The organism is Achromobacter sp. 1014246743 (assembly GCF_059760725.1).
The window spans coordinates 1-5,290 of sequence record NZ_JCBANA010000131.1 but is presented as its reverse complement, the minus strand read 5'-3'; the positions used below and the strand labels follow the sequence as shown (position 1 = coordinate 5,290).

The following is a 5,290-nucleotide window of genomic DNA, read 5'->3' as shown; positions in this document are numbered from 1 at the left end:
GTGGCGGGGACGCGCCCCGCCGCCGCCCGGCGCCTCAGAGCGACTGCCCCAGGCGGCGCAGGAAGGTTTCGCACGACGCCAGTTGATCCAGCGCGACGAACTCGTTGGGCTTGTGGGCCTGTTCGATATGGCCGGGGCCGCAGACCACCGTAGGAATGCCGATGCCCTGGAACAGGCCGGCTTCGGTGCCGTAGGCCACCTTGCGGGTGGCGCGGTCTTCGGTCAGGGCGCGCACCAGCTGGGTGATGGCAGCTTCCTCGGAAGCTTCCAGGGCGGGCGCGGCCGCGCCCGTCTCGATCTCGATGCTGGCGCCGTCGAATTCGGCCTTCATGCGCGGCAGGAGCTCATCACGCACGTATTTTTCGACTTCTGCCTGGATCTCGTCCGGCTGCATGCCCGGCAGGTTGCGGAATTCGTAGGTGAATTCGCACAGTTCGGGAATGGTGTTGACCGCGATGCCGCCGCGAATCTGGTTGGTGGTCATGGTGGAGAACGGCACGTCGTAGAACTGATCGTACGGGCCGTTGGCCTTGAAGCTGTCGGCCAGGTCGCGGATGCGGCAGATCAGGCGGGCGGCGTATTCGATGGCGTTGCAGCCGCGCGGGGTCAGCGACGAATGGGCCGCCTTGCCGTGCACTTTGCAGCGGAACAGGTTGATGCCCTTGTGCGCCACCACCACCTGCATGCCGGTGGGTTCACCCACCACGCAACCTTCGGGGCGGATACCGCGATCGTGCAGGTCGGCCAGCATGTAGGGCGCGCCGGCGCAGCCGACTTCTTCGTCGTACGAGAACGCCAGGTGGATGGGCTTTTTGCGCGGCATGGCCAGGAATTCCGGCACCAGCGCCAGCGAACCCGCGATGAAGCCCTTCATGTCGCAACTGCCGCGGCCATAGAGCAGGCCGTCCTTTTCGATCAGTTTGAAGGGGTCGGTGGCCCAGTCCTGGCCATCGACCGGCACCACGTCGGTGTGGCCCGACAGCACGATGCCGCCTTGCAGGCCGCCGTCTTGCGCCGGCAGCGTGGCGAACAGGTTGGCCTTGGTGCGCTCCGGATTGTGCGCCAGCCACGCATCGATACCCTGGCCCTTGAGCCAATCGCGGACGGTTTCGATGAGGGCAAGATTGGAATTGCGGCTGGTGGTGTCAAAACCAACCAGCGTCTCCAGCCAGGTGCGCGCGTTCATGTAGCAACTCTCTTGGGGAAAAAGAGAAGTGTAAAGCCAGGACGCCGCGGCGTCCTGGCCCCCATCGGCGAACCAGGGCATAGAATGTCGCCCTTCAAGCAAAAGCCCCCCAAGGAGAAACCGTGCAGCACAAAGCAGTTCCCACGCGCAATATCGTGGCGGCAGTCATCGGCAACGCCCTCGAATGGTATGACTTCCTGGTGTTCGCGTTCATGACGCCGATCATCTCGAAGCTGTTCTTCCCGACGGACCCCAGCGTGCCCGGCAGCGAGCTGAACGCGATCCTGATGACCACGGCGATCTTCGGCGTCGGCTTCTTCATGCGTCCGGTCGGCGGCATCATCCTTGGCATGTATGGCGACAAGAAGGGCCGCAAAGCCGCCATGGTGCTGGTGACCTCGCTGATGGCGGTGTCGATTGCGCTGATCACCGTAGCGCCCACCTACCACGCCGCCGGCATCCTGGCGCCCATCTTCATCCTGATCGCGCGACTGCTGCAGGGCTTTTCGGCCGGCGGTGAATTCGGCACCTCGACGGCCCTGCTGATCGAAATGGCGCCCAACGGCAAGCGCGGCTTCTATGGTTCGTGGCAGATGGCCGGCCAGATGCTGGCCCTGCTGATCGGCGCCGCCTGCGGCACGCTGATCACCGAGTTCTTCACCCAGGAACAGATCGCCGCGTGGGCCTGGCGCCTGCCGTTCGCATTCGGCCTGGTGATTGTGCCGATCGCGATCTATATCCGCCGCAACATCGACGAAACCGACGCCTTCAAGCAAATGAAGGAAGAAGAGCGCCAGGCCGCCGCACGCGGCGAGGTGCAACGCCTGAGCCTGGTGGACATGGTGCGCACGCACACCCGCGAAACGCTGATCGGCGTGGGCCTGGTGGTGACGGCAACGGTGTCGATCTACATCACCTTCACGTACCTGGTGACCTATTCGACCCAGATCCTGAAACTGCCGCTGAACCAGACCTTCCTGGTGCAGATGGCCGGCGCCGCGCTGATGGTGCTGCTGACGCCGTTCATGGGCGCCTGGTCCGACCGCGTCGGCCGCCGCCCGATCGTGATCGGCTCGCTGATCGGCTACCTGGTGGTGCTGTACCCGCTCTACTACTGGCTGTCGGACGCCCCGTCGATCGCCCGCCTGCTGACGGTGCAGATCGTGGTGTGCTTCTTCGTGTCCGCCTTCTTCGGCGTGTTCAGCACGGTGATGGCCGAGCTGTTCCCGGCACGGGTGCGCTCGGTGGGCCTGTCGCTGGCCTATAACGTGGCCGTGATGATCTTCGGCGGCTTCGCGCAGTTCATCGTGACCTGGTTGATCAAGACCACCGGTTCGCCGATGGCCCCCGCCTACTACGTGATGTTCGGGGTGGCGCTGGGCCTGGTGGCGTCGTTCTACATGCGCGACCGCGCGCACGAACGGTTGGATCATTGATACGGCGGCGGGCGCTTCGCAACCTGCGGGTTGCGGGGCGCTGCGACCGGCCAGGGCGATCGGCCTGGCCGGTTCCGACCCGCTAGCGGCGCACCGCCGACGACACGCCCGGCACCTCGGCCAGCGCATCCAGCGCGCGGGCCAGCGATTCGCCGCCGCGCACTTCCACCGTGAACACCATGTGGGCCAGCGACTGCCGGCTCTGCGTGTTCACGCCCACCACGTTCAGGCGCAAGCGCGCAAAGACTTCGGACAGGTCCCGCAAGAGGCCTGAGCGGTCGTGCGCGCGCACGCTGATATCGACGGGGTAGAACGTGTCCGCCGGGGTGTCACCCCATGCCACTTCGATCACCCGTTCGGGCTCGCGCGCGGCCAGCGCCAGGTAACTGTGGCAATCGCTGCGGTGGATCGACACGCCGCGACCGCGGGTGACGAAGCCGGCAATGGCATCGGGCGGCGCGGGGCGGCAGCAGCGCGCCAGCTGCGTGAGCAGCGAGCCCACGCCCACCACCAGCACGCCGCTCTTGCCGCTTTTCTCGGCACTGCCCGCGCTGGCGTGGCGCAAGGCTGCCGGCTGCGGCTCGACGACGGGGGCCGGCGCCTGGAACACGGCGTCGATCTGGCGCAGGCTGAACTCTTCCTTGGCGGCCGCGACGTACAGGTCATCCGCCCGGGCGAAGCCCAGGTTCTGCGCCAGCTGTTCCAGGTTGACGGCGGTCTTGCCCAGCCGTTGCAATTCCTTTTCGACCAGCGCCTGGCCCTGGGTGATGCGCTGCTGCAGTTCGATGGCGTTGAACCACATGCGCACCTTGGCGCGGGCGCGCGGGCTGGCCAGGAATCCCAGTTGCGGATTGAGCCAGTCGCGCGAGGGGCCGCCGGACTTGGCCGAGATGATCTCGACCGTCTGGCCGGTGGCCAGACGCGTCTGCAACGGCACCATCTGGCCGTCGACACGGGCGCCGCGGCAGCGGTGGCCCAGGTCGGTGTGCAAGTGGTAGGCGAAGTCGACCGGGGTGGCGCCGGCGGGCAGTTCGATCACGCGGGCCTGCGGGGTCAGCACGTAGATGCGCTCATCCGACGGCGCGGGCTCGGTGGCCGCATGGCGGCCCTTGCCGCCAGCGCCCCGGCCGGACGCCGGCTTGCCTGCGTCCGGCTTGGCGGCGTCGGCCTTGGCCGAGTCGGCGCCGTCAGCCGCCGGCGCATCGCCGGATTCGACATCGCTGTTCCAGGCGAGCAACTGGCGCATCCAGGCCAGTTGCCGATCGTATTCGCTGGACGCGGCCACCTGGCCGCCCTTGGCGCCGGCCTCTTTGTAGCGCCAGTGCGCAGCCATGCCGTATTCGGCAAACTGATGCATCTCGCGGGTGCGGATCTGCACCTCGAACGGGCGGCCGTCGTCGTCGGCCACCACGGTATGCAGCGACCGGTAGCCGTTGGGCTTGGGCCGCGAAATGTAGTCGTCGAATTCGTTGGACAGCGGCGTCCACATCTCGTGCACCATGCCCAGCGCCGTGTAGCAGGCGCGCACGTCGTCCACGATGATGCGCAGCGCGCGCAGGTCGTACATCTGCGCAAAGTCCAGCCGCTTGACCCGCATCTTGTTCCAGATGCTGTAGATGTGCTTGGGCCGGCCGCTGACTTCGGCCTCGATGCCATGCCTGGCCAGGGCGGCTTGCAGGCGTTCGATGGCGCCGGCAATGAAGGCCTCGCGTTCGACACGCTTTTCTTCGAGCAGGCGCGCGATCTGCTTGTACTTGTCCGGCTCGAGGAAGCGGAACGCAAGGTCTTCCATTTCCCACTTGATCTGCCAGATGCCCAGCCGGTTGGCCAGGGGCGCGTACAGGTCCAGGGTCTCGCGGGCGAAGGCGGTCGAGCACGGGGTCTTGCTTTCGGCGTGCCAGCGCAGGGTCTGCAAGCGGGACGCCAGGCGCATCAGCACGATGCGCAGGTCGGCCGCCATGGCCAGCAGCATCTTGCGCTGCATCTCTTTCTGGCTGCCGCTTTCGGCTTCGGCATCGCTGGCCTGGCGGGCCACCACGCCCAGGCGCAGCAGGGCGCGGGTACCCTGTACCAGCCGGGCGACTTCGGCGCCAAAGGCGGCCGCGACCGGATCGTTGCGCAAGGGGGGCGCCGGCACGGTCAAGTCGGTGGGCAAGGCGGCCAGCAAGGCCGCGGCGCGGGTCGCCGCGTCGGTATGCAGGGCCGCCAGGATGCGCACGACGCCGGCGCCGTGCGAGGCCAGCGGCTCGCCCGTCAGGGCCTGCTGCCCCTCGAAGCGGGGAACCGACCAGGCCACCGCCTGGTCGATAAGCGCAAGGCCGTCGGCGTCGAGGCCTGAACCCGCCTCCTGTCGCCAGGCAGCGTCGAAAGGCAAAGGCGCGTCGGGTACAGGCGGGGTGGACATCGCGGACGTATTGCAGGGCGGGAATGGAAGATTCCGACACTCTACACTAGGGCCTGCTAACACTAAAAGGATCCTCGCATGAGTACCCAAATGAGTGGCTATCAAGGCGCGAAGCGCAGTCGTGGCGGCACCACGGCGAGCATTCGCAACGCTGAGAGGCACTCATTTGGGTACTCACCCTTCGGGCAGGCCAGTAATCGGTCGCCAGGCGTCGTTGCGCTCACCTTGCGTGGCACAGCCACGCGGCGGCGGCCGCGCCTAGCC

At 67.0% G+C, this 5,290-nt stretch carries 3 protein-coding genes; 1 reads left to right on the top strand and 2 read right to left on the bottom strand.

What is annotated here, in order from left to right; translation table 11 throughout:
* Window positions 1-34 precede the first annotated feature (34 nt).
* Window positions 35-1,186 (bottom strand): acetylornithine deacetylase, encoded by a 1,152-nt coding sequence (argE, locus tag AC6LJ2_RS29830; protein ID WP_263910477.1) that lies wholly within the window; start codon window positions 1,184-1,186, stop codon window positions 35-37.
* A gap of 122 nt (window positions 1,187-1,308) precedes the next feature.
* Between argE and AC6LJ2_RS29825 the strand changes: the two genes are divergently transcribed.
* Window positions 1,309-2,622 (top strand): MFS transporter, encoded by a 1,314-nt coding sequence (locus tag AC6LJ2_RS29825; RefSeq protein WP_025137112.1) that lies wholly within the window; start codon window positions 1,309-1,311, stop codon window positions 2,620-2,622.
* A gap of 82 nt (window positions 2,623-2,704) precedes the next feature.
* On the opposite strand, the gene AC6LJ2_RS29820 is transcribed toward AC6LJ2_RS29825, so the two are convergent.
* Complete coding sequence (locus AC6LJ2_RS29820; protein ID WP_263910476.1) at window positions 2,705-5,026, bottom strand: HD domain-containing protein; 2,322 nt, start codon at window positions 5,024-5,026, stop codon at window positions 2,705-2,707.
* Window positions 5,027-5,290: the final 264 nt, after the last annotated feature.

Excerpts from the sequence above, each read along its gene's own strand:
- AC6LJ2_RS29820 (WP_263910476.1), bottom strand. The coding sequence starts at position 5,026 with ATGTCCACCCCGCCTGTACCCGACGCGCCTTTGCCTTTCGACGCTGCC.
- argE (WP_263910477.1), bottom strand. The coding sequence starts at position 1,186 with ATGAACGCGCGCACCTGGCTGGAGACGCTGGTTGGTTTTGACACCACC.